This window comes from Paenibacillus sp. FSL W8-0187, from assembly GCF_037969755.1.
Taxonomy (GTDB): domain Bacteria; phylum Bacillota; class Bacilli; order Paenibacillales; family Paenibacillaceae; genus Paenibacillus_AQ.
In genome coordinates, this window is record NZ_CP150206.1 from 4,626,522 (window position 1) to 4,649,074 (window position 22,553).

The following is a 22,553-nucleotide window of genomic DNA, read 5'->3' on the forward strand; positions in this document are numbered from 1 at the left end:
GCTCGTATCATTTCGCTTTCTATTATCATCATCTATCAAAAGCTCGTGCTGCTCAATCTCCAAATGGATCATCCTTTATACCTTTTGTGCCGAATATTCAGAATCGCAAGCTCCTATTATGATAATATATATGGCATAATCACTGGAATTTTCGATGCCAAAGGAGCCGACCCATATGGATATCGCTTTTCGCTTTCCTAATATGATTCACACCCTTCAAGTAACAGGATGCCTTTTTGATTCCCATCCACCCGGATGGAGTTATCCGAGGCATCATCATCATCTGTTCGAGCTGCTGTACTGTCTGGAAGGCGAGGTCCTGCAGGAAATTCATCGGGAGTCCTTTACGCTGCGGCAAGGGGAATGGCTTCTGATCAAATCCGGAGTGCCACATCAAACCTCCAATCTGGCGAGCGGGCCGTATGGATACTTCAACGTTCATTTTGATCTCGATGATCAGGAAATTCGGAGTTTATTGTCCGCCGCCCCTTACCGTCACATTCGCCAGCAGGAAAGCGAGCACAGCAATCTGAATGCATACGTTCAAGAGCTGGAGGGAATCGTTCGGCGCAGTCAGCCGGCAGCCCATTCGCTTCACCCGGAGAACCCGAGAGCTGAATACAATCTTACCTTTGAAGACAGGCTGCTGCTCCAGTCCTATACATTGCTCATCATCCACGATGTACTTTCACTTCTGAAGGTACAGGATGAAATCAAGCTGCCTTCGTCGACACAGGCTGCAGCAGGCTCGCATAAACCGTCTTCCTTGCATGCTGCCGATGCGGCGCATGCCATTGAAGAGAAATTATCATCAGGACTCACAGAGGAGATCTCTGTCGCAGCGGTATCCAAAGAGCTTAATTTAAGCCGCAGCCAATGCAGCAAGCTGTTTCGCCAGGTTTACGGAATATCGCCAAGGCAATATATCAGCCGTCAAAAGCTCACCCTAGCCAAGGAACTGCTGGTCACGACCCATCTGCCAATGACGGCGATCGCAGACAAACTCGGTTTTCGCTCAGCAAGCCATTTTTCAAGACAATTCCGCCGCTGGACTGGGCAGTCGCCAACCGAATACCGTCCCAGACACTAAATAGTAAAATTTGATTAATTTTAGTAAGTTACTTGACAATTAACAGCATTATTGAGTATGATACAATCTATAGTTTCAGCTATACAAAAGTTAGTTGATAACAATTAAAAACAAAAACAAGGAGCTGTTACCATTCATGCGTAGTTATTCTTCTACGGGTACATTTATTATTCGGGTTATCCTGGGGGTCATCTTTTTGGCTCACGGTTTGGATAAATTCCAGAGCGGCATCGGAAATATCGAGGGCTTTTTCGCAAGTTTGGGTATCCCCGCATTCATGGCAACCGTTGTGGCCATTATCGAAATTGTAGGTGGTATTGCACTGATTATCGGTTTGGGAACAAGGATTGCCTCCCTTGTTCTTGGCGTCGTGCTTGTCGTTGCTATTTTTCAGGCCAAGCTGGACATGGGCTTCCTAAATGGCTATGAATTGGATATAGCGCTGCTCGCAATGGCTGTCCACCTTGCCCTTAGCGGCAGCAGCCTGCTGTCAGTTGATTCATTGTTTAGCAAGAAGAACAAAGCCTAAAGCAAACGCAAAGGCTCGCCGTTAATCCGAGGCGCGACGACCTCATTTAAGAAAAACGTCTATCGACGTACTCTCAAAGAGGACAGACCGCGTTTAGCGGTAGTTTTTCTTGCGATATCAGGCAGCAGACCCTTCGAAGTTTCTATATCTTAAAAAAAGCCGTACCTGACGATCAGTCTCCCATGATCCTGATCCAGGTACGGCTCTTTTTATAACATGTTATGAAAAGTTGCTGCCGCCCGTTTCTGCCTCTAAAGCCGAATTCCTTTGCAATCTCAGGAGCGTAAACGACAACCCTGCGGATATCGCAATACAGATTGAACCTACAATGTACACCATGCGAATGCCGAGTGTATCCGCAATTAGACCAATTATGGCAATCGATAAACTCGTTACCGTGGATAGCAAGATATCACGCGAAGCGTAAATTTTCGGCAGCATCTCTTGATTTACACTGGATTGGAGCGCGGTTTGCTGAGCCACATCCCGCAGTTGGTAGGCCGGTCCCATTGCTATACACAGGATCAAAGCCACGATCGGGATACTGTTCAGGCCATACCACAGGGTAAGCAAACTGAACACCGCGGAACCTACGGCCATGCATGGAATCAGATTCTTCTGGATAAAGGAAGACAACAGCAGCATCAGTAACCCACCCACAATGGCGCCTACATAATAACTGGCGTTAATGAATCCCCACCAAGCTTCGCCTTGATGCAGCACTTCCTTGACATACACCAGCGTGATCGCTCCTACCCAGATGGTTCCGGCAATCCCTTCAATCATATCCATCATCGTGACGATTCTTAATGTAGGATTTCTCCACAGGTAGAACCAGCCTTCACGAATCACTTCCCAGCTTGGTTTCGCTCGTCCAGCTGCAGCCGGTTCCTTTGCCTTCATGGAGCGTGCTGCGATCCAAAGGGTAAAGACGGATACCCAGATGAGTACACAGCTCATGATTAAAGTCGGCATATGTCCAAACCGTACAACTAGAAAGCCCGTAAAGGTATATCCTGCAATCTGCAAGGACTGGCTGGTCACGGATAGTGAGCTGTTGGCCTTAACCAATCGGTCAGGTGCAACTAATCTCGGAACCATGGACTGGATGAGCGGGTTTCCCCATCCTTCGGTAAAAGCAATGAACAAGATAAACATACATAGTATGGAAACCTGAGATGATATGTATGGGAATGCAATGACCAATCCGGTTAACAACAGAGCTTTCATGACTTGAAGCCTCACCAGAAGCTTGGAGAAGCCGAATTTCTCCATGACAAGCGGAGCCGTAAGCCCGGCAACAAACCGTGCGACTGCATTAAACAGTGGGAACAACGCGGCAATAAAGGCCGAGCCGGATTCTTGATACATAAAGGTTGTCAGTACCATGATGTAGACAACGCCTGCCAGCGAAATGCTCGAATGCGCGGTCCAGTAGTATAAAAAGCCTCCTCTTTTCATGTTCACACCCTATCCTGATGATCTTTTTTCTAATAGTCATAACATAGGTTGAAAGTTTCTGTAAAGATAATGGAAGTTCTCCCATACTAATAAAAGCCTGCTCCCACGATCCATCCATGAGAGCAGGCCTGACTATGATTTGCTATGAAGCGCTACTGGCAACTGGCCAACGGTCTTGCCCCGGATAAGGGCATCGCTTGTCTTTCAGCTTTGCAGTGATCTGTACGATGCAGCCGCACAGCGTGCACGTCGTGTTCCCTTGCAGCTTTGGACAAGAGAAGCACGCACGCAGTCGGGCGTCATACTCACCATCCGACACGCACCGGTCAGACGCAAACATGGGAGATGATAGGACGCGTGTAATTTGTTCATCGTTAACCTGGTAATCGTCATGACAACCTTTACACCGATTATCCGCCATCACCTTCGTTTATCCTGCCGTGATCTCGAGAACGGTAACGGACATCGGTGCGAGCTTCGCACGCAGAACGTCGCGTTCCTGTTCAAATGCATGGAATGTTGTTGGCCTCAGGGTCTCCGGCGATTCAAAGGTGTTATGAGCGTCCAGCGAATCGGAGGCAAGCTGCTGGCCTACGATCTTAGACACCTCACCGTTTAATCCCCGAAGCTGAATCGTCACGTCACTTTGATCCGTGTGGCTCACATTACACAGGCTCACATGGATTTTGCCAGCTTGATCCTTCGAGGCCGTTACGGATACTTGCGGAATCTTCTCGCCGTCCATCTCGTAATCGACGCCGCTGTAATTGGTTGCCAAACGTTCTGCATCCTGATGCAATTTATACATATCAAACACATGATAGGTCGGAGTCAGGATCATCTTCTCGCCTTCGGTCAAAACGACGGACTGAAGGACATTGACAACCTGAGCGATGTTCGCCATGACCACCCGATCATTATGCTCGTGGAAGATATTCAGCGTTAACCCCGCCACCAAGGCATCACGGATCGTATTCTGCTGATACAGGAAGCCCGGGTTGGTGCCAGGCTCTACATCAAACCAGGTCCCCCACTCGTCTACAATGAGGCCGATCCGCTTGTTAGGATCATACTGGTCCATGATCGCCGAGTGTCTGGTAATCAATTCATCCATATGAAGCGCCTTCTTCATCGTGGTGAACCATTCCTGTTCGCTGAAACCGGTAGCAGGTCCTTTACCGGTCCAGAATTCGCCCGGAATCGTGTAATAGTGAAGACTGATGGCATCCATAAACGGGTGAGCTTCTCTCATCACGGTTTCCATCCAGCGGTAATCATCGACGTTCGGGCCGCAGGCAATCTTGTAAATCTTGTTATCGCCATAGTTGCGAACATAAGTCTGATAGCGTCTGTACAGGTCCGCATAATATTCTGGCCGCATATTGCCTCCGCAGCCCCAGTTTTCATTCCCAACGCCAAAATATTTCACGTTCCAAGGCTTCACGCGGCCATTCTCCTGACGCCACGCAGCCATCGGCGACACGCCATCGAAAGTCATGTATTCAACCCATTCCGACATCTCCTGCACGGTACCGCTGCCAACATTGCCGGATATGTAAGGTTCGCAACCCAGGAGCTCGCAAAGACGCAGGAATTCGTGCGTGCCAAAATGGTTGTTCTCTACAACGCCGCCCCAGTGCGTATTGACCATTTGCTTCCGATTCTCACGCGGACCGACGCCGTCCTTCCAGTGGTACTCGTCAGCAAAACAACCGCCGGGCCAGCGCAGCACCGGTATGTTAAGCTGTTTCAACGCCTCCAGCACATCATTGCGGATCCCCTCCGTATTCGGAATCGGTGAATCCTCACCCACCCATATGCCCTCATAAATGCAGCGGCCCAGATGCTCGGAGAAATGACCATAAACGTTGCGATTGATTTTACCTTTGGATACATCCGAATGAATGGTAATAACATGACTCATGACTTATTCCGCTCCTCGCTCTTTTTTGTAGATGTTTATATGAAATAGTTTAACATTCTTTAAAACAATGATATCGGCCAAACTGGATTCCGTCAACCCGCAATTTAAACGCTTTCACGAAATAGCCCTATTTTTCGCCAAAAAAAAGACCGGCTCAAAGTCGATCTTGCGATCGGGCTCTGAGCCAGTCACTGTTCAACGCGTCGCCCGAATTAAAAATTCCCGGGTCCGCTCTGCCTTCGGTTGGTTAAATATTTGATCCGGCGTGCCGGATTCGACGACCTGTCCGTTATCCATAAAGATAATTCGGTCTGCCACTTCTTTGGCAAAACTCATCTCATGCGTTACGATCACCATCGTCATATGCTCCTCGGCCAGCTGCTTGATGACCGCCAGCACCTCGCCTGTCAGCTCGGGATCCAGCGCCGATGTCGGTTCATCAAACAGCATGATGTCCGGATTCATCATCAGCGCTCTCGCAATGGCCACGCGCTGCTTCTGCCCGCCCGACAAATTTCCAGGATATACATCCGCTTTATCAGATAAACCGACCTTCTGCAGAAGCGCTGCGCTGTTTAACCTAACTTCTTCCTTCGATTGTTTCTTCACATGTTTAGGTGCCAGCCCCAGATTCTCCTGTACCGTGAGATGAGGAAACAGGTTGAAATGCTGGAATACCATACCCATTCGGGCTGTGATCGCTTTGATCTGGGGCGGGCTGACATACACGCCATCCTTTACGAGATATTGATCCTGCAGCTTGATCGATCCGCCATTGATCTCTTCCAGATGCACTAGGCTCCGGAGCATGGTGCTTTTACCCGAGCCGGAAGGTCCGATGACGGCAATCACTTCATTCTTCTGTATCTCAAAGCTGACGTCCTTCAGCACGTCCAGCTGGCCGAAGGATTTTTTTACATGGGTTACTTCGATAATTGCCATTACACGACAGTCCTTCTATTCATATTTAAATCGGCGTTCCAGAAACTTAAATAACATGGTTAACACTAGCGTCATCAGTAGATAAATAACACCCGCGATGAAAAACGGCATAATCGTGACATCGCGATTGACCGCCGTATAGGCGAAGTGCAGCAGCTCCGGAACCGCCACGGCATACAGCAGCGCCGTATCTTTCACCAGCGTAATGGATTCGTTGGATACCGCCGGTAGGGCTACGCGAAACATTTGGGGCAGAATCACTTTCGTGGTCGTTTGCCAGCGGTTTAGGCCCAGCACCTTGGACGCTTCATATTGACCCTTATCAATCGCCAAAAGGCCTCCCCGGAAGATTTCCGCAAAATAAGCAGCATAGTTTAGCACAAAAGCCAAGCTTGCGGCTACAAAACGGTCTAAAACGAGATACTCGCCGATTACGGGCAGCACCGGCAGCCCGAAGCAAAAGAACAGCAGCTGCAGCAGCAGCGGCGTACCCCGAAAAACATAAATATAGGCATTGGCCAACCAAGCCAGCGGCTTGATTGCGCTTCGAACCATTAACGTGAACACAAACCCGAGCGGGATGGAGACCAGGATGGCAATTAAAAACAACAGGATCGTTGTCTGTGCGCCCTCCAGCATAGGTTTGCCGATTTGAATGATGTAATCCATACTCATATACTCTTAACTCCTAATGGAAAAACTTCTTGAGATGCTTGAAGTTCTTCAAAGATATCGTAGACCCATAGCAAGGAACACAAAACCGGAGCCTTTGGTCAAAGTCCGGTTTCTTGGAATACCTATGGAAGGATGAATAACCATCCTTGTGGAACATCCTACTTCAACACTTTGTTTTCGCCAAACCATTTCTCGGAAATCTTGGCTGCCGTACCATCGGCATTCATATCGTCCAGTGCTTTTTGCAGACTTTGAAGCAGCTCCTCGTTGCCTTTCTTAACTCCAATGCCGTACTGCTCCGGTGCCAGGGATTCCTCGAGAATCTTGTACGTTCCCTCTTCCTTGGACATGAAGTATTTCATCACGACTTCGTCTATGATCACAGCCTCTACGCGTCCATTCTTCAGATCGCTCAGAGCCAGCATATTGTCAGGAAATTCGTTGATCTTCACCTGCGTGTGAATCTCGTGGGCACTTAACGCATCAGCAGCTGAGGATAGCGACTGCAAACCGACCTGTTTGCCTGCCAAATCGCTGATCGAAGTTATATCCGAATCTGCCAGCACGGCGACGACCTGGCTATTCTCCAGATAAGGCTTAGTGAACAACACCTTCTCCTTGCGCTCATCAGTAATGGTATAGCCGTTCCATATCAAATCAATACGGCCGCTGCTAAGCTCGGACTCCTTCGATTTCCAGTCGATGGGTTGAAACTTGATTTCCTTGCCCATCTTCTCGGCGGCTGCACGAGCATAATCGATATCAAAGCCGACAATTTCATTGCTCTCGTCACGAAAACCCATGGGCGCGAACTTGTCGTCAATCCCGACAACCAGCTCATTGCCATCGCTTGCTGAGCTTGAACAGCCGACTACGGTTAATAAAAGCATGAAGCCTGCTAATACGGATGCTATCTTTTTCACCAAAAAATCCCCCTCGTAGACATTAAACGCAGCCATATTCAGGATGTATAGGAATCCGTTTCATATGCAAACTGCTTTTTCACTTTAATACGTTATCAAGACTCCATGATACCATATTAGCAGAGAAGAGTCGATAGTTTCATAGAATGGCCAATTTTCCATTTGACAAGAAATTTATGTATTTTCATCCTATTTTAAGGTTACTTTAAGGATGATTTCAGTTTAGCGGGAAAGAATGATGGACTGTAAGACCAACATCAAGAAAGGCGGTAAACAACAATGACAACCCACTTGAAATCAGTGAAGCGGCTGGTGCTTGTCGCCATCGCTGTAGTCATGGGCCTCGCTTATCTTCCCGTCTCGGTCTCAGCGGAACCGATTGGACAGCAAACAGAATCACCGGCTGTTCCTTCGACCAAAGACGAACGCGGGCAACATAAACCCGGTCATATGTTCAAGGCAATCTCCCTATTTCTGAAGCTGGAACCGCAAGTTCTTCAGGATAAACTCAAAACCTCGACACTCGCGGAAATAGCCAAGGAACAAGGTGTATCTAGAGATGCCATGAAAGCCAAGATCGTTGAGCTGTTGAAGGATAAAATCGCCTCGCATCCGAAGCAGCTGGGTAAATCCATCGATTACTCCGCTGCCGCAGACAAGCTGCTTGACGCCAAAGGCGGATGGCATAAGCAGCGGATGCATCATCGTCATGGCCGATTAATCTCGGATAGCGCCGAGCTGGCCAAGCTTCTGAAGATGACGCCGGAAGCACTCAAGCAGTCGCTCCAATCCGGAAAATCATTGGCTCAGATCGCGAAGGAGAAAGGCGTGCCCGTCCAGTCCGTCATTGATCAACAAGTCCAAGCACTTACCAAGCGCTTGGATCAGAAGTTGACCGAAGGCAAACTGACGAAGGAAGAATACGAGGAGCGCAAATCCAAAATTGCTCCGTTCGTCAGCGATGTGGTGAATGGTAAACTCAAGCCGATGAAACACAGTCAGTAAAGTGCCCGCTTGCGCTTGACCCTGTTGTCATTGGACAGCACAAAAGCCGCTCCAGCGGTTAGGAATAACCAATGGAGCGGCTCTTTATTTTCATCCGTTTATTCTATTTATCATCCATTTAAGGCACGTATTGTTGGATCATCTTCACAACGACGCCATCTTCGACGGTGATATGAAATGGAAACCACTTCATATCTACGATATCATCCTTTTTGTAGATGTCCGTGAATTTGTCCAGACTTACCAACTGGTTCCAGGAAATCTGGGCATCCTCATACCGTCCGGTATGATCGTACAACTGAAGCAGCACTTCTGCATCTTCTGCCACAGGAAGTTCAATCTGTTCTTCCGTATCATTTACGATATAATAGCCGTCCAGAGCTTCCGTCATCTCAGGGTCCTGTTCCCGTTCGCGGAATACCTGATTCGCTTCCTCTCCCTCATACCATTCAATCGGATCTACTTGCAGATAGACCTTGCCGTCTCTAATCTCAAGCCCGTTGATGTAGACAGCTTCCTGATTCGAAGCTTTCGGAACCGGCTCATAATTGTTGCCTGAGGCTACGCCAACGGTTGTCATCATGATCAGTACAAGCAGCATCATTGCTCCCAATTTCCAAGCCGACTTCTTCATCTTCTCATCGCTCCCTCTTCATCCTTCTATTAAATAGATTCAGCTCGTGAACCCGACTTAGCGTACATTAAACATCATTAACCCAATTCCTGGATATTTGAAACGTATATGTATTTTATCATTCATATCTTTATTATACGGACCCATTTGGTAAAATGGATGTCAATTCGATGTAAATTCATTACAATATTTCAATCTTCGTAAGCGCTTAAAGACGGCGATATTGAATTATATTGTAATTATGGATGAATAGGGGAAAATCAACAATAAAAAACAAGCCCTCCCCACTGATTCCTCAGTCGATGGTCAGGCTTGTTGATACTCATCCAGATATTATTGATTGAATGCTTCGGTCAGAACAGGAACGATCTGCGATTTGCGTGAAACCACGCCTTTAAGCAGAGCCTTGTTCTCTGACAGAGACACATTGTATGCTTTCTCAACGGCTTTGGACTCTTTACCGAGTGCAAGAGCGATTGAATCGTTGTTCAGAATATCTGTCACGACGAAGACGAACAGATCAAGATTTTTGTCAGCGATAATCCCTTGAATCGCATCTTCGAGTTCGGCTTGACGGGACAATACATCATTGGTATCAACCGCGTTAACCTGTGCGATTTCCACTTTAGCTCCGCCCATTTGGAATTCCTTGGCATCCAGGGAGATCAATTGCGCGATGGTTTTGTCGCTCAGATCGGCGCCTGCCTTGAGCATCTCGAGCCCATAGCTGTCTGCATCCACGCCAGCGATCTCAGCCAGCTCGCGAGCTGCTGCGATATCTTCGTCCGTGCAGGTTGGGGATTTGAACAACAGGGAGTCCGAGATGATGGCGGACAGCATCAGGCCAGCAATTTCTTTACGAACGGCTACACCTTTTTCCTTGTAAATCTTGTTCAGAATGGTGGCTGTGCAGCCAACAGGCTCAGCACGGTAATATAACGGGTGACTTGTCTCAAAATTCGCGATACGGTGATGATCGATAACCTCAATTACGCGAACCTGATCAATGTCGCTTGCACTTTGCTGACGCTCGTTATGATCCACGAGAATAACGTCTTGGGCTTCATTCGCAACCGTCTCAACGAACCGCGGCGCTTCTACCTTAAAGTAATCGAGCGCATATTGCGTTTCACCGTTAACGTCACCAAGACGTACGGGCTCAGCGGAAAGGCCGAGCTGGTTCTTCAAATCAGCATAAGCAATAGCAGAGCAGATCGTGTCCGTATCCGGATTTTTGTGTCCAAAAATTAATGTTTTTGCCATATATAATGCCCCTCTCGCAACATAAATTTCATCGTTTATATCGATAAACAGATGATCACCTATCTGATTATATCGTTAAATTCTACTTATTCCAATTCCTTTACAGAGATTATTTTTAGGTCGTATTTATACCAATACAATTTCCGGTTCCGGAACGAATCCAAAATGGTTGTTAATCGACTCCGAGATCAGATTCATCAAGTACAGAATGTCGGTTGCCTTGGCATGCTTCTGGTTCAGAATCATGTTACCGTGATGCGGAGAAATGATCGCGCCGCCATATTCGGTTCCTTTCATATTCAGCTGATCCACGAGCGAGCCGACGGCTACCCCATAATCATAATTATTTTTGAATACGGAACCGCAGGACGGGTAATCGAAATGGCGTTTACTCGTCCGGTACTTGATGATGTCAAGCATTGACTGCGGCGTCTCGATTCCTCTTCCTGCCAATGCGTGCACCTCGCCCAGGAAGAATGAGAAGAAGGACGGCAAGGATGATGGATGGCTGCCGCGGGTCTTCCATTCTGTAAGCAGTTCGGACGTCATGCTGATCTGCTCCTCCGAGCTGACCGGAATATTGAGATCGGCGCCTACTATGATCCAAGGGTGCTGCTGGAAGATGGATTGCTTGTATGCAAATAAACAGTCCGCCACGGAAATGGACTGTACCTTTAAGCTCAAATCCATTGTATCGATATAATAAACCGTGTCCAGAATATCGCAGATTTGGCGCGCATTATATTTGGCGTTCATATAGATGCCGGCCCCTACGCAGCCTGGCAGCAAAAAAGTAAAGTCGAGCAAATCCGTCCCCCCCATTAAACCCATCAAGGACAGTAGCGACATGGGCGCGCCGGATGAAACGTACCATTTATCTCCTGACACCCGAAGATCCACCAGGTTTTTGAGCGATATAAACACCAGATCATGTTTCGGTTCATCCGGGAACAGGATATTGGAGCCCATCCCGAAGATGTACCATGGCATCCCGCGTTTCCTGCAGTCCTGCAGCAGATCCGCCAGGTCATTTGCCGTTTTAGGCATGGCCAGATAATTGGCTGAACCGCCGATCCCATACGTAGAAAAAGCAGACAGCTCCACATTGCGCTTGCACAATCGGTCGATAGCAGATGTATGTAAAGTCATCGTAGACATGTCACTCCCTATTCTTCACATTAGGCACAACATTCCTTACTAAATGTGGGGATGTTACATCATTATGATCCAACTACTTGGGTGGTGTCAAACTGGAGTGGAATCCTGGCTAAATAGCAAAAAATCCCTGGATTACAGCCATTAGACCGTAACCAAGGGATTCATTCATGATCTCTTTATGCGTCCCAGGATTTATTCAAGGAAATCCTTGAGACGTTTGCTGCGGCTCGGATGACGCAATTTACGAAGCGCCTTCGCCTCAATCTGCCTGATGCGTTCACGGGTAACGCCGAACACCTGCCCTACTTCCTCCAGAGTGCGGGTCCGACCATCCTCAAGTCCAAAGCGCAGCCGGAGCACATTCTCTTCACGCTCGGTGAGCGTATCCAGCACTTCCTCCAGCTGTTCCTTCAGCAGCTCAAACGCCGCGGCATCTGCCGGAGCCAATGCGTCCTGATCCTCAATGAAATCACCCAGGTTGGAGTCGCTCTCCTCGCCGACCGGCGTTTCCAGGGACACAGGTTCTTGGGATACCTTCTGGATCTCACGTACTTTTTCCGGCGTGATATCCATCTCTTTACCGATTTCTTCTGGTGTCGGTTCGCGCCCCAGCTCCTGAAGGAGCTGCCTGGAGACACGGACGAGCTTATTAATCGTCTCTACCATATGCACCGGAATCCGGATCGTTCTTGCTTGGTCAGCAATCGAGCGGGTTATCGCCTGGCGTATCCACCAGGTGGCATACGTACTAAACTTAAAGCCCTTGGAGTAATCGAACTTCTCCACCGCTTTGATCAGGCCCATATTGCCTTCTTGTATCAGATCAAGGAACTGCATTCCCCGACCAGCATAGCGTCTTGCTATACTTACAACGAGACGAAGATTCGCTTCGGCCAAACGGCGTTTCGCTTCTTCGTCTCCCTCCTCTATTCGTTTGGACAGTTCCACTTCTTCATCGGCTGTAAGGAGGGGAACCCGACCGATTTCTTTCAGGTACATGCGAACCGGATCGCTAATCTTGATGCCTGGTGGAAGTGAGAGATCGTCATGAACCGAAAAATCCTCTGTCGGAGAATTAGCCGCTTTCTCTGTATCCGTAACCTCTCGTTCCAATGCAAAATCCGCACTTTGACGGTTCTCCATTCTATGCCCCCCTGTTGACAATCCCATATTTTCATGCTAATCTAGCATTAGGTTATTATGACATTAAGCCAATAGTTATTTATCCTTCATTCTAGCATATTTTTTACACTATATCAACTTCTAATATATTCTAGTTCATTTCACCCGACCTCACCCTGAGATCGGGTTTTTTATGCTCCAAATCTGCCTTATGGAACTAGTCATTGCCTCTTCGAACAAGTACAAGTTCATCCTCTTACACTACATATGCTACGTTTATTTAAGCTGATCTAGTACAGCTTTCGTTTGCTGATTCAACGATTTCACATCGGGAGCCTTCGCGGGCTCATCGCTCAGCTGATATTTGTGCTTTAGTTCAAGCGTTGCCCTCACCCGGTCGTTCAGCATCTCCTCCGGGATTACGCCGCTATCAACAGCCTTGGTCAATGCTTGAATGACCGCTTCTTCTAATGCATATTCATGTCCGATCAGAATCATGTTGCTCCCTGCGACGACGGACTTCACGGAAGCCTCCCCTACGTCCGTGCTGCCGGAAATAGCCCCCATTGTCATATCATCCGTTATAACGACACCCTTAAACCCCATTTCTTCCCTTAACAAATCGTGAATGACGGGTTTCGAATAGGAAGATGGCGTATCCGGATCAATGCCCTTCATCAGCAGATGCGCAACCATGACCACATCGGCCCCTTCATCAATCGCTTGTTGAAAAGGTACCAGCTCCACTTCATGCAGACGCTTTAGATCATGGTCAACAACAGGCAGACCGAGATGGGAATCGACCGAAGTATCGCCATGCCCTGGAAAATGCTTCACTACAGGTACGACGCCATGCTCCTGTATCCCCTTCATGGAGGCAATCCCCTGCGTGCTTACGGTTTCTGCTGTATTGCCAAAGGATCGATCGCCGATGACCGGATTGTTCGGGTTGCTATTAATGTCCAGCACCGGGGCGAATACCATGTTGAGCCCGAGCCCCGCTACCTTCTGCGCGATAAGACCGCCAACACGCTTCGTCAGTGCAAGATCCCCGTTGCTTCCGATTTTGCCGCTTGACGGCAGCTTCACATATTCATCGGGAAAACGGGTAACCCGTCCACCCTCCTCATCAATACTCAGCCATAGCGGCACAGGATTCACAGCATTTGCCTTCTTCAGCTCATTCAATAGGTCTACTGACTGCTGTACGCTATCGATATTATCCTTAAAAAGGATAAATCCGCCTACATGGTAATCCTCCAGCAATCTGCGCGAAGTATCATCCAAGGTAGTCCCTTCAATTCCAACCAGCACCAGCTGGCCGATCTTCTCCTTGACGGTCATGCTATTCAGAAGTTCAGCTACCGCATCTTCAGGCTCGTTCTCGGGCAATTTCCCGTCCTCGCCTTCGTTGTCCGTGCTGCCTGATGAAGACGTTGACCCGTCTTCATTATCTGGAGAAGAAGTCTGCGGCTCCTGCACTTGCTCCGAAGGCGAAGCTCCTGGTCCGTTGTCCCCAGGGTTGCTTGGTTCGGCTTCGCCCCGACAACCTGCCACAGCCAATAGCAAGATGACAACCAGCATCGTTAAGCACATCCATTTTGTCCTACGCTTCAACTTGTCACCTTCCTTCAAATTCACACTATTATATTCGTCCTCTGTTCCACAGAGTCCTTCCATCATAACATGATTTCCTTACAGCCCAAACCAAGCCTAAGCTGCCCGCCTAAGAAAGAAAAAAGAGCCGCATCGACAACGGCCCTTCTTCGCCTATTTAAGCAGTCCAAGCTTACGGGCTTGCTCCTCGGTTAATATAAACTGCTCCGTGTCCCATACTTCATCCTCATCCGTTCTTCCGAACATCAGCATGATATCATCCCATATATTCTTTTGCATCGCCTCAGCTTGCGTGATAATCACTTTCATGTGAACGTCATTCCTTTCCTTGGAATCATCTCCTACTACATATACAACCATCACAGGTCGTATAGAATCGAAAAACAAACAAAAGCCTGCAGATAGTATCTGCAGGCAGGATCTGTACTATAACTAGGAATAAGCAGGATGATATTTAATCCACGACATCGCAATGGTGCCCTCGCCGGCATGGATGCCCGCAACGGGAATAAAGGTCATAATTTCGGTTTTCAACGCCGGATGGGCCCCGCTGATTTCCTTCTGGATTTCTTCGGCCTCTTCTACGTTGTTTGCGTGCATGATGCAGACCTTTTTAATTTTCTGTAAATCCAGTTTCATAAGTTCCAGCATTCTCTGCTTGGCCTTCTTGAACGTTCGGATCTTCTCTTCCACAATGACTTTGCCTTCATCAAAACGCAGCAGCAGATGAATGCGGAGCAGATTGCTGAGAAGAAGCTGGGTGCCGGATACCCGACCGCTGCTGTGAAGCCGGTGCAGGCTTGCCGGAATAAGGTAGAACGACATGTTTTGCACCATGGACTGGATTTTATCTTTTATCATCTGCACGGTATCCCCTTGGCTATGCCAGTGAATCCCGGACATGATCATTTCGCGTACCGGAAACGCTCCCGCTTGAGAATCGATGCCAACCACGGGTACCTCGGCAATCTCTGCTGCCTGCATAGATGAATTCAATGTTCCGCTGAGCTCGGATGAACAGTGAATGGCGATAATATCATCATACTTCACTTTCAGGGATTCATATAATTCGATGAATTCACCGATTGGAGGCTGTGAACTGCTGACTTTCGGTTCATCTTTCATTCTTTCATAAAAGGTCTCTGCCGAGATGTCAATTCCTTCTCTGTACGCCTCCTGTCCAAGTATCAACCTCAAAGGTACAATATAAATATGATTTTCCTTGGCGAATTCAGGATCGATTGTACTCGTGCTGTCGGTTACCCAAGCTATGGATCTCATTATCGTGTTCACGTCTCGCTTTCGTGTAGTAAGAAGTAGAAAAGGAAGCGATTTAAGCCTCTAAATTCATCATATCTTACCCTTACAGCGCATTGCAAACGAAAGGAATGTGATTTCATATCCTACACATAGGTTCGCCACACAAAAGCCTTATTTTCGCTCTGCGTTATACCCCTTTTCTCCAAAAGGTTCCAGCTGTTCAATCCAATATGCCTCCCGTTTGCTGACCGCGTCCTTCAGATCATAGAACGGATCTTGCTTCGGCTCAATCGTCTCCAGAATCTCGAAGACAAAAGCATCCTCACCATACTCATTCCATTCCCGCTGAAGCGTCTTATTGTAGCTTGTTCCCATCTGCAGCTCGAATCGTTTGCCGTTCATAGTCTTCAAGTTATTCGTTCCGGCAACAAATACCTTGCCGTTCTTTGTGTTTCGAATTTGATACACGCCAGCTTCAATCTTGATTTCCTTATACATTTGATTTAGTTCCTGTCTGCGATTCATGGCGTTAAAACCTCCTATCTTAGCGTTTATGTCGTTAACCAGTACTGGCTTCCATCATCCGTGCGATTCAAAAAACCATATTCGATCAAATATCGGCGAATGGTCACATAATCGGGATTGTCTCTTCCGATCGTATCGTTGATTTCCTGTTCGGAATACAAGACATCCGGTTTAAAACGGGCAGCGATTTCTCGTAAAACGACGTACTTTTGTTTCTCTTTGAGCTTAAATGTCTTTAGAGGGCCATCGGTCCCTTCGGGAAACACCTTGGCCAGGATCGCTTGCCTCTCTTCCTCCGTAACATTGTAGCGCTCATCCACCATTTTGGCCTGCTTTGGAATTTCCACGAATGCCGGTGCATGGTCATCCTTTTCCTTCAGCAGCTCCATTAAAGTCAGCAACACCTTGGACTGTCTTTCCTTCTCCTTCAGGGCAAACCGGTGATTGCGAATCGTCGATGCACTGCCTATGCCGAGCTCCTGTTGTACCTCTTTATCGTTCTTGCCTTGGTAGAAGAGCTGCAGCAATCGATTCTGATGCTCGGTCAGTCCAGTCAGCTTCTTATCGAGGCCAGACAGATACTGAAACACGGAGCCATGCTCCCGGCGGATATGAACGGTCATGTATCGTTCTGACTCATATAACACATCTTGGTCCGGGTAGATGATCCCTTTCTCAATCGTCTTGCCGCACAGGAGGCATACCCATACAGGCCCTTCGTCAATATAGCCTTGTTTAAGTTCATCTATAGAAGCATTCCAGAAACGATCGTTCGGATCCAATGCAAACACCACTTTTCAATTAGTTATTTATATAGACATTTTATATTTTTGTCTATAACATGTCAATCGCACTCCACTCACTTATAATATTTCTTCCTCCCTTATGTGGAACCTGCTAGAATAGAGGTTGCTGCTGTAAAATTTAGGGGGTATCATCATGGGTTTCATTCAACAGTCGGCAAAAGAAATGCATTCTTGGCCGCGCAACATCAAGCTGTTTTTTCTAGCTAACGTGCTGTATCAGATCGGTACCGGCATGTTTAGCGTGCTCTACAATTTGTACATACAAGGCCTTGGATATAATGACTCCATGAATGGAACAGTGGTCAGTATTCAATCCCTAGCCACGGCACTGATGTTCATTCCGATTGGCCTGATCGGAGACCGTGGCAGCCGCAAACGAATCCTCGTCCTTGGGGCGTTGTTAAGCGGTGCAGGACTGATCGCGCGCTCTTTTCTTGAAAGCGAGTTCAGCTTGCTTGGTCTTGCAATATATACCGGTTTATTCGCATCCTTTTTTCAGGTGCTGGCCATCCCCTTTCTAGCGGAAAACACGGCGAAAGCGGCTCGCATGCGGATCTTTAGCATCCACGCCTCGCTTGTTCTTGCTTCTCAAGTGCTCGGAAGCATGGGAGGCGGATTCTTGGCGGATGCCCTGCAGGCCGTTGGTATGAACAAGGTCGGCAGCTTGAAAACCGCGCTTTTCATAGGCGGCCTGGCAACCTTTGCGGCGTTTATCCCGCTCTTGTTCACAACCGATCAGAAGGCCGAGGAGATACAGGCACTGGATGCACCGCTTACTGATCATCAACCAGCTCAGGCAGGAGGAGCTGTGAACACCTCCGGTTTGGGGGATTACAAAGTCATCGGGCAGTTCGCGCTTGCCCAATTGTTAATCGGCCTGGGCTCAGGGCTTGTCGTGCCTTATTTGAATTTATATTTTACCAACCGCTTCTCAGTATCGTTATCGGCTGTCGGCATTCTGATATCACTCGGACAAGTCATGACTATCGTATCGATGCTGATTGGACCTACACTGGTGAATCGGGTGGGAGCCGTCAGGGCCGTGGTGCTCTTTCAAGTCCTATCCTTGCCCTTCCTGCTGTTAACCGGGTTCACGAACGTACTCCTCATCGCATCGGTCGGCTTCCTGTTCCGCCAAGCCCTAATGAATGCCGCCAATCCGATACAGTCCTCTATTCTGATCGACCGCGTACCGGATCACCGAAGAGGAATCGCCAATTCGGTCACGCAAACAGCCTTCATGCTGGGCTGGGCTACCATGGGACCCGTACAATCTAAACTCGTCACCACTTACGGCAGCTATTGGGGATATGCGATCACATTTTGTATTACCGGAACGCTATATGTTGTATCTTCGTTTCTATACTACCGAATGTTCCGTGAGCGAAAGAGCAGCAGCCTCTCCTCCTCTGATACTACCGCTACTCTCTAACCTCAACCCGCAGAGGGTTCACATGTAGCGGAACAGCTCCATTGGCTACAGCCATGATCCGGGCCTGAAAGCTTCCCTTATTCCGGAAGACAGGCCCCATATCGGATTGTCCACCTCAACGGATATCCGGTATTGTTGATTCCCGTCATCATACCATTCGTTTACATCGGCTGTTCCGGTGAACCACCGGGGAAATCGAAACTGCAAAAGCCCCTCATAAAACCTCCGCTCCCCCATTGAATGCGAATTTCGCTGTTAGTCCCCGCGGCTATCCGGAGATCGACCGCCAAGTACTGTTTATTCCCTAAATAATCCACGACACGGCTGCGCTGTGCATTATAGATCATCGTGGCATCAAACCACCTCTAAATACCCGGAAAATCAAAGCGGCGACACCACGTCATCCGTTTCTCTTCCCCATTCATCCCGATAAGCATAGTTCTCAATCACAAACGGGATCCTTTTCCCCGATTCGGAAACACAGCTTATCCATATCCGTCTTGATATCAAGTTCAACATAGATCGGATTTCTCTTTATGCGCTTTAGCTCCCCTTGGAAAGTCCTTTAAGTCTTCAGCCGGACACCTCTGCTCTCTATGCGAAAACATTCAGTTTACATTCAGCCGCGTTTAAGAAAGATATCAGGAACGATTGATAGGATAGATTTCGTAAGCAAACAAGCAAACGAATGATCGAGAGAAACGAGGTGGAATCATGACGACCCCATTGAAATACCGGAACGAGCTGAAATTTTTTGTGAATATTCACCAGTATCAAATCATCCGTCAACGATTGAGAAATCTGGTGAACTACGATCAGCATGCAGGACCTGGCGGGGAATATCACATTCGAAGTTTGTACTTTGATGATATCAACAACAAAGCGTTATACGAGAAGCTGGCTGGGGTTCGGGACCGGGTGAAATACCGCATCCGCATCTACAACGTAACCGACGACACCATCCATTTTGAGAAAAAAATCAAATTCCGGGATTACATCGCCAAGCTGAAGGAGCCGCTCACAAGGGAGATGGTTGATCAGATCATGGCCGGTCAATACGAATGCCTCTATCAACCAGACAAGCCATTGATGATGGAGCTGTATTATGAGATGAAGCATAAGCTGATGCGGCCCAAGGTCATTGTCGATTATGTCCGGGAGCCGTATGTCTGTCCTAACGGAAATGTCCGGATTACGTTTGATAAGGAGCTTCGAACCGGCCTGCACTCCACGGATCTGTTCAATCGGAATCTGCTGCCCATCCGGGCGATCGATGAGAATCTGATCATACTGGAAGTCAAATATGACGAGTATATCCCGGATCACATCAAAATCGCGCTGCAGCTGGAAGGACTGGGCCGTCAATCGGCCTCCAAGTACGTGATGTGCCGCAAATTTCTGAAATATAACACATGGGAGGATCAATAATTCATGAACACCACATCTACATCAAGCAGTACAAGCACCACCAATTTTTCGGATATCATCAAAAACTCCGTCATGGAAAACTTCGTATCCGATATCAGCATCGCCAAAATCCTGATTACGCTGTCCGTTTCTTTCGTTATCGGGCTATTTATTTATCTGCTCTATAAAAGAGTCTTCAGCGGCGTGCTGTATTCCAAAAGCTTTAACGTGTCTCTGATCGGGATGACCATGATCACGGCCGTTGTCATCATTGCCATTAACTCAAATCTCGTGCTCTCGCTCGGTATGGTCGGCGCACTCTCCATTGTCCGTTTCCGTACGCCCATCAAGGATCCAACCGATCTGATCTTCCTGTTCTGGGCCGCGGTTGCCGGGATCGTAACCGGAGCCGGGTTCTACACGCTGGCAGCCATCGGCTCCATCGCAGTCGGTCTTATCCTGTTCTTCTTCATTAAAAAAGCAACAGTGGATACGCCTTATCTGCTCGTGATTCATTGCGATAATGAGCAGAGCGAGCAATCCGTAAAAGAACAAATCGGTCAAGCCGTGAAGCGTTATAATCTGAAGCAAAAAACCGTGACGCCAGGCAGCATTGAACTGACACTGGAAGTAAGGCTGCGTGACGCCGAAGGCCAGTTCGTAAACAAGCTGTCCCAGCTCCCGGGTGTCCATAACGCGATTCTGATCAGTTACAGTGGCGACTATGTATCCTAAGTCAGGCGGTGGGCAGAGATGAAAAAGAAAAGAATGACGGTCCTGCTGTCCCTTGTGCTGACCATATTCCTCCTGATCTCAGGCTGCCAATGGACACCCACAGCTGCCGAAACGGTAAGCAGCACGGAGAGTGATGCCCAGCAGGAGCAAATCGATTCAACGGTTTTTCCGAAGGATAAAGTCATAGATGTTAAAATCACGATGGACGAAGCGGATTTTCAGAATATGCTGCACAACGCCAGCGCCGAAGAATATAAAGAAGCATCCGTCAATTACAACGGCATACAATTTGATCATGTCGGCATTCGCACCAAAGGCAATTTAAGCCTGCGCAGCGTGGTCAATTCGGACTCCGACCGTTACAGCTTCAAAATATCCTTTGACGAATACCTCAATCAAACCTTGAATGATATCAGTAAAATCAATCTGAACAACAACTACAGCGACGCCTCGTATATGCGGGAATTCCTCACCTACGAGCTGGCGGATTCCGTCGGACTGCCGACTCCCGGCTTCTCTTACGTCAATGTATACGTTAACGATGAATTATGGGGATTCTACCTCGCAATTGAACAGATTGGCGACTCCTATCTGGAGCGTCATTTCGATCATTCGTACGGCGCGTTGTACAAGGCTGAGATGACCGGCGCTGGCAGCGATCTGACTTGGCTTGGCAATGACCCTGATTCCTATACCGGACTTGTCATGAAATCCAAATCATCCAACGATGATGTATTGATCGATATGCTGGATGAGCTCAATAACGGCTCCGATTATGAGAAGGTCCTGGATGTGGATAATGTGCTCAAGTATGTTGCCTTGAATGTGGTCGCCTCCAATATGGACAGTTATATAGGTACCACTAAACAGAACTATTACTTACATGAGAACAATGGCGTCTTCTCTATCCTGCCTTGGGATTACAACATGTCATTCGGGACCTTCAGCAGCTCCAGCGTCCTCATTGACGAGCCAACCCAGGGAGCCTTGGCGGAACGGCCGCTGATTGCCAAGCTGCTGGAGGTTGATGAATATATGGATCGCTATCACGCCATCCTCTCGGAGATGCTGGAAGGTTACATGCAGCAGGAAATATTCAATGAACGGGTGACGCAATTGCAAGAATTGATTTCCGAGCACGTCAAGCAGGACCCAAGACCTTTCTTCTCTTACGAGGAATATGAGCAATCTCTCCCGACACTAACCGCATACGTCCAAAAATGGACAGATAATATCCAGCAGCAGCTGGATGGAACGATCCCTTCCGCAGGCGATGGAAGCGGCAGCGGCGGCATGGGCCCCGGGGGTAGTGGTGGCGGCATGCGACCTGGTGGTGGCGGCGGACTGGTACCTGGCGGGAATAACAGTACGCTACAGCCTAATTCGAATGGAGGCACCCAGGGAAACACTACTGATACTGATATTGGCACGAGCACGACACCGGGTGGAGATGGCGGCAGCGGGACGAATGGAAATGGGATGCTTCCCCCTAACGACACCCCGGCCGGAGGCACCTCTGCCGGGAAAACGCCCGCCAACAGCGATGGTGCTACGCCTGATCCTTCTGGCGACGCGTCCGGAAGTAGCGCAGATGCTACCTCAGGCAAAGCTGGAGGGCCTGATCCTGACACCGACACCGTTCCTACAGGAGATGAACCTTCCTTGTCAGTCGTATCAGCTGTCGGATCGAGCGCAAGCCCCCTTTCCGATGGAAATCAATCAACCATGCCTCAGGACCCCGGCCAGAATAGTCAAGGCCAGATGCCGGATTTCCCTCAGGGGCAGATGGGGAACGGATTCGGCGGCGAGTTTGGCGGTCAAATGCAGGGAGGCCGGGGAATGGGCCGGCCGGGCGATTGGTCAAACGGGGCTGCCGAGGAACAAGGCAGTGCCAAGGAGGCCTTGTACGCCGGAGTATCCATCGTGCTGCTTCTTCTCTCTTGTCTCTTGGTAACGCTGTATAAACGTAAAAGACTGTAATCATCCAACAAGGGGCAGTTCCAAAGGTCGATACCTTTGGAACTGCCCCTTTAAATCCCATCGTT

Annotated in this window: 23 protein-coding genes; 7 read left to right on the top strand and 16 right to left on the bottom strand. The window is 48.4% G+C overall.

Going from position 1 to position 22,553, the window contains the following annotated elements:
- Positions 1-175 precede the first annotated feature (175 nt).
- Positions 176-1,090, top strand: coding sequence for an AraC family transcriptional regulator (locus tag MKY48_RS20685; protein ID WP_339290667.1), 915 nt, complete (start codon positions 176-178; stop codon positions 1,088-1,090).
- Positions 1,091-1,226: 136 nt separating this feature from the next.
- On the top strand, positions 1,227-1,619 hold the full coding sequence (locus MKY48_RS20690; RefSeq protein ID WP_339290668.1) for a DoxX family protein: 393 nt from the start codon (positions 1,227-1,229) through the stop codon (positions 1,617-1,619).
- A gap of 219 nt (positions 1,620-1,838) precedes the next feature.
- Here MKY48_RS20690 and MKY48_RS20695 read toward each other — a convergent pair whose 3' ends face one another.
- The 5 genes from MKY48_RS20695 to MKY48_RS20715 form a co-directional block, all read right to left on the bottom strand.
- Complete coding sequence (locus tag MKY48_RS20695; protein ID WP_339290670.1) at positions 1,839-3,080, bottom strand: MFS transporter; 1,242 nt, start codon at positions 3,078-3,080, stop codon at positions 1,839-1,841.
- A 430-nt stretch (positions 3,081-3,510) separates the two neighbouring features.
- The gene (locus MKY48_RS20700) at positions 3,511-5,004 is read right to left on the bottom strand and encodes an alpha-N-arabinofuranosidase (protein ID WP_339290671.1); all 1,494 of its coding nucleotides are present in this window, start codon (positions 5,002-5,004) and stop codon (positions 3,511-3,513) included.
- A 195-nt stretch (positions 5,005-5,199) separates the two neighbouring features.
- On the bottom strand, positions 5,200-5,946 hold the full coding sequence (locus MKY48_RS20705; protein ID WP_339290673.1) for an amino acid ABC transporter ATP-binding protein: 747 nt from the start codon (positions 5,944-5,946) through the stop codon (positions 5,200-5,202).
- Between the two features lie 15 nt (positions 5,947-5,961).
- Entirely contained in the window at positions 5,962-6,621 is a 660-nt protein-coding gene (locus tag MKY48_RS20710; protein WP_339290675.1) for an amino acid ABC transporter permease, read from the bottom strand.
- Between the two features lie 158 nt (positions 6,622-6,779).
- Positions 6,780-7,544 carry an amino acid ABC transporter substrate-binding protein gene (locus tag MKY48_RS20715; RefSeq protein WP_339265990.1) on the bottom strand — a complete coding sequence of 255 codons (765 nt, stop codon included), beginning with the start codon at positions 7,542-7,544 and terminating at the stop codon, positions 6,780-6,782.
- Between the two features lie 279 nt (positions 7,545-7,823).
- Between MKY48_RS20715 and MKY48_RS20720 the strand changes: the two genes are divergently transcribed.
- A complete protein-coding gene (locus MKY48_RS20720; RefSeq protein WP_339290677.1) occupies positions 7,824-8,549 on the top strand; it encodes a hypothetical protein in 726 nt (241 codons plus the stop codon).
- Between the two features lie 118 nt (positions 8,550-8,667).
- Here MKY48_RS20720 and MKY48_RS20725 read toward each other — a convergent pair whose 3' ends face one another.
- From MKY48_RS20725 to MKY48_RS20765, 9 genes are all read right to left on the bottom strand, one after another.
- Complete coding sequence (locus MKY48_RS20725; protein ID WP_076322042.1) at positions 8,668-9,183, bottom strand: hypothetical protein; 516 nt, start codon at positions 9,181-9,183, stop codon at positions 8,668-8,670.
- Between the two features lie 333 nt (positions 9,184-9,516).
- Entirely contained in the window at positions 9,517-10,446 is a 930-nt protein-coding gene (locus MKY48_RS20730) for a manganese-dependent inorganic pyrophosphatase (RefSeq protein WP_339265995.1), read from the bottom strand.
- A 126-nt stretch (positions 10,447-10,572) separates the two neighbouring features.
- Positions 10,573-11,595, bottom strand: a complete 1,023-nt coding sequence (locus tag MKY48_RS20735) for an FAD-binding protein (RefSeq protein WP_339290678.1) — start codon at positions 11,593-11,595, stop codon at positions 10,573-10,575.
- 201 nt (positions 11,596-11,796) lie between these two features.
- On the bottom strand, positions 11,797-12,747 hold the full coding sequence (gene rpoD / locus MKY48_RS20740) for an RNA polymerase sigma factor RpoD (protein ID WP_076322045.1): 951 nt from the start codon (positions 12,745-12,747) through the stop codon (positions 11,797-11,799).
- Between the two features lie 255 nt (positions 12,748-13,002).
- Positions 13,003-14,343 carry a beta-N-acetylhexosaminidase gene (gene nagZ / locus MKY48_RS20745; RefSeq protein ID WP_339290680.1) on the bottom strand — a complete coding sequence of 447 codons (1,341 nt, stop codon included), beginning with the start codon at positions 14,341-14,343 and terminating at the stop codon, positions 13,003-13,005.
- 153 nt (positions 14,344-14,496) lie between these two features.
- Positions 14,497-14,652 carry a hypothetical protein gene (locus MKY48_RS20750; RefSeq protein WP_165593394.1) on the bottom strand — a complete coding sequence of 52 codons (156 nt, stop codon included), beginning with the start codon at positions 14,650-14,652 and terminating at the stop codon, positions 14,497-14,499.
- 123 nt (positions 14,653-14,775) lie between these two features.
- Entirely contained in the window at positions 14,776-15,624 is an 849-nt protein-coding gene (locus tag MKY48_RS20755; protein ID WP_213644287.1) for a DegV family protein, read from the bottom strand.
- 150 nt (positions 15,625-15,774) lie between these two features.
- On the bottom strand, positions 15,775-16,128 hold the full coding sequence (locus MKY48_RS20760; protein WP_076322047.1) for a GIY-YIG nuclease family protein: 354 nt from the start codon (positions 16,126-16,128) through the stop codon (positions 15,775-15,777).
- Between the two features lie 26 nt (positions 16,129-16,154).
- Positions 16,155-16,910: a DUF2087 domain-containing protein gene (locus MKY48_RS20765; RefSeq protein WP_339290683.1), complete on the bottom strand. Its 756-nt coding sequence runs from the start codon at positions 16,908-16,910 to the stop codon at positions 16,155-16,157.
- Positions 16,911-17,067: 157 nt separating this feature from the next.
- On the opposite strand from MKY48_RS20765, the gene MKY48_RS20770 reads away from it, so the two are divergent.
- Positions 17,068-18,366 carry an MFS transporter gene (locus MKY48_RS20770; RefSeq protein ID WP_339266007.1) on the top strand — a complete coding sequence of 433 codons (1,299 nt, stop codon included), beginning with the start codon at positions 17,068-17,070 and terminating at the stop codon, positions 18,364-18,366.
- A 45-nt stretch (positions 18,367-18,411) separates the two neighbouring features.
- On the opposite strand, the gene MKY48_RS20775 is transcribed toward MKY48_RS20770, so the two are convergent.
- Complete coding sequence (locus tag MKY48_RS20775) at positions 18,412-18,603, bottom strand: DUF4166 domain-containing protein (protein WP_339290684.1); 192 nt, start codon at positions 18,601-18,603, stop codon at positions 18,412-18,414.
- Positions 18,528-18,713 carry a hypothetical protein gene (locus tag MKY48_RS20780; protein ID WP_339290686.1) on the bottom strand — a complete coding sequence of 62 codons (186 nt, stop codon included), beginning with the start codon at positions 18,711-18,713 and terminating at the stop codon, positions 18,528-18,530. The genes MKY48_RS20775 and MKY48_RS20780 overlap by 76 nt, the downstream gene beginning before the upstream one ends.
- 367 nt (positions 18,714-19,080) lie before the next feature.
- On the opposite strand from MKY48_RS20780, the gene MKY48_RS20785 reads away from it, so the two are divergent.
- Genes MKY48_RS20785 through MKY48_RS20795 form a run of 3 tightly spaced genes read left to right on the top strand, consistent with a single transcriptional unit; the run spans position 19,081 to position 22,488 of the window.
- The gene (locus MKY48_RS20785) at positions 19,081-19,794 is read left to right on the top strand and encodes a polyphosphate polymerase domain-containing protein (protein WP_339290688.1); all 714 of its coding nucleotides are present in this window, start codon (positions 19,081-19,083) and stop codon (positions 19,792-19,794) included.
- A 3-nt stretch (positions 19,795-19,797) separates the two neighbouring features.
- Positions 19,798-20,508 carry a DUF4956 domain-containing protein gene (locus MKY48_RS20790; RefSeq protein ID WP_339290690.1) on the top strand — a complete coding sequence of 237 codons (711 nt, stop codon included), beginning with the start codon at positions 19,798-19,800 and terminating at the stop codon, positions 20,506-20,508.
- An 18-nt stretch (positions 20,509-20,526) separates the two neighbouring features.
- Positions 20,527-22,488, top strand: a complete 1,962-nt coding sequence (locus MKY48_RS20795) for a CotH kinase family protein (protein ID WP_339290692.1) — start codon at positions 20,527-20,529, stop codon at positions 22,486-22,488.
- Positions 22,489-22,553: the final 65 nt, after the last annotated feature.

Excerpts from the sequence above, each read along its gene's own strand:
- MKY48_RS20705 (WP_339290673.1), bottom strand. The coding sequence starts at position 5,946 with ATGGCAATTATCGAAGTAACCCATGTAAAAAAATCCTTCGGCCAGCTG.
- MKY48_RS20710 (WP_339290675.1), bottom strand. The coding sequence starts at position 6,621 with ATGAGTATGGATTACATCATTCAAATCGGCAAACCTATGCTGGAGGGC.
- MKY48_RS20685 (WP_339290667.1), top strand. The coding sequence starts at position 176 with ATGGATATCGCTTTTCGCTTTCCTAATATGATTCACACCCTTCAAGTA.
- MKY48_RS20770 (WP_339266007.1), top strand. The coding sequence starts at position 17,068 with ATGGGTTTCATTCAACAGTCGGCAAAAGAAATGCATTCTTGGCCGCGC.
- MKY48_RS20700 (WP_339290671.1), bottom strand. The coding sequence starts at position 5,004 with ATGAGTCATGTTATTACCATTCATTCGGATGTATCCAAAGGTAAAATC.
- MKY48_RS20760 (WP_076322047.1), bottom strand. The coding sequence starts at position 16,128 with ATGAATCGCAGACAGGAACTAAATCAAATGTATAAGGAAATCAAGATT.
- MKY48_RS20730 (WP_339265995.1), bottom strand. The coding sequence starts at position 10,446 with ATGGCAAAAACATTAATTTTTGGACACAAAAATCCGGATACGGACACG.
- rpoD (WP_076322045.1), bottom strand. The coding sequence starts at position 12,747 with ATGGAGAACCGTCAAAGTGCGGATTTTGCATTGGAACGAGAGGTTACG.
- MKY48_RS20735 (WP_339290678.1), bottom strand. The coding sequence starts at position 11,595 with ATGACTTTACATACATCTGCTATCGACCGATTGTGCAAGCGCAATGTG.
- MKY48_RS20720 (WP_339290677.1), top strand. The coding sequence starts at position 7,824 with ATGACAACCCACTTGAAATCAGTGAAGCGGCTGGTGCTTGTCGCCATC.
- MKY48_RS20750 (WP_165593394.1), bottom strand. The coding sequence starts at position 14,652 with ATGAAAGTGATTATCACGCAAGCTGAGGCGATGCAAAAGAATATATGG.
- MKY48_RS20755 (WP_213644287.1), bottom strand. The coding sequence starts at position 15,624 with ATGAGATCCATAGCTTGGGTAACCGACAGCACGAGTACAATCGATCCT.
- MKY48_RS20775 (WP_339290684.1), bottom strand. The coding sequence starts at position 18,603 with ATGGGGGAGCGGAGGTTTTATGAGGGGCTTTTGCAGTTTCGATTTCCC.
- MKY48_RS20780 (WP_339290686.1), bottom strand. The coding sequence starts at position 18,713 with ATGATCTATAATGCACAGCGCAGCCGTGTCGTGGATTATTTAGGGAAT.
- MKY48_RS20795 (WP_339290692.1), top strand. The coding sequence starts at position 20,527 with ATGAAAAAGAAAAGAATGACGGTCCTGCTGTCCCTTGTGCTGACCATA.
- MKY48_RS20690 (WP_339290668.1), top strand. The coding sequence starts at position 1,227 with ATGCGTAGTTATTCTTCTACGGGTACATTTATTATTCGGGTTATCCTG.
- MKY48_RS20790 (WP_339290690.1), top strand. The coding sequence starts at position 19,798 with ATGAACACCACATCTACATCAAGCAGTACAAGCACCACCAATTTTTCG.
- MKY48_RS20695 (WP_339290670.1), bottom strand. The coding sequence starts at position 3,080 with ATGAAAAGAGGAGGCTTTTTATACTACTGGACCGCGCATTCGAGCATT.
- MKY48_RS20725 (WP_076322042.1), bottom strand. The coding sequence starts at position 9,183 with ATGAAGAAGTCGGCTTGGAAATTGGGAGCAATGATGCTGCTTGTACTG.
- MKY48_RS20785 (WP_339290688.1), top strand. The coding sequence starts at position 19,081 with ATGACGACCCCATTGAAATACCGGAACGAGCTGAAATTTTTTGTGAAT.